This window comes from Salmonella sp. SAL03688 (genome assembly GCF_046551895.1).
In the GTDB taxonomy this organism is placed as follows: domain Bacteria; phylum Pseudomonadota; class Gammaproteobacteria; order Enterobacterales; family Enterobacteriaceae; genus Salmonella; species Salmonella enterica.
This window is the reverse complement of record NZ_JBGDVI010000076.1, coordinates 1-303: the sequence shown is the minus strand read 5'-3', so window position 1 is coordinate 303 and position 303 is coordinate 1. Positions and strand designations below refer to the sequence as shown.

The following is a 303-nucleotide window of genomic DNA, read 5'->3' as shown; positions in this document are numbered from 1 at the left end:
GACCCAGTGGTAGTTCTCGTCTTTGTTGACGAAAATCCAGAAAAACTGGTCCAGCGCCGCAGTTTCGCAGTACATGGCCGCGCTCAGGTGATAGTCCCGATCGATGATTTCCCGGTGCAACTTCGCACGCAGGCCTTCCTGCTTGATGTTCCACATGCTAATAGTTTTCAGGTCGGCGCCAATGCGCAGGCCGCCCATATCGAGCTCAAGGTCAGGGCGTACCCGAACTTCCAACCCGGTTTCCTCATCAATCCCAAAATAGCTAACCTCGACAGCGCGGCTTGGGTGAGTCAGCAATTTGCC

1 pseudogene is annotated in these 303 nt (G+C 54.8%); it reads right to left on the bottom strand.

Annotation, left to right across the window (positions count from 1 at the left end):
* Window positions 1-303: pseudogene (locus ACLJR2_RS23785) on the bottom strand (exodeoxyribonuclease); the annotation flags it as partial.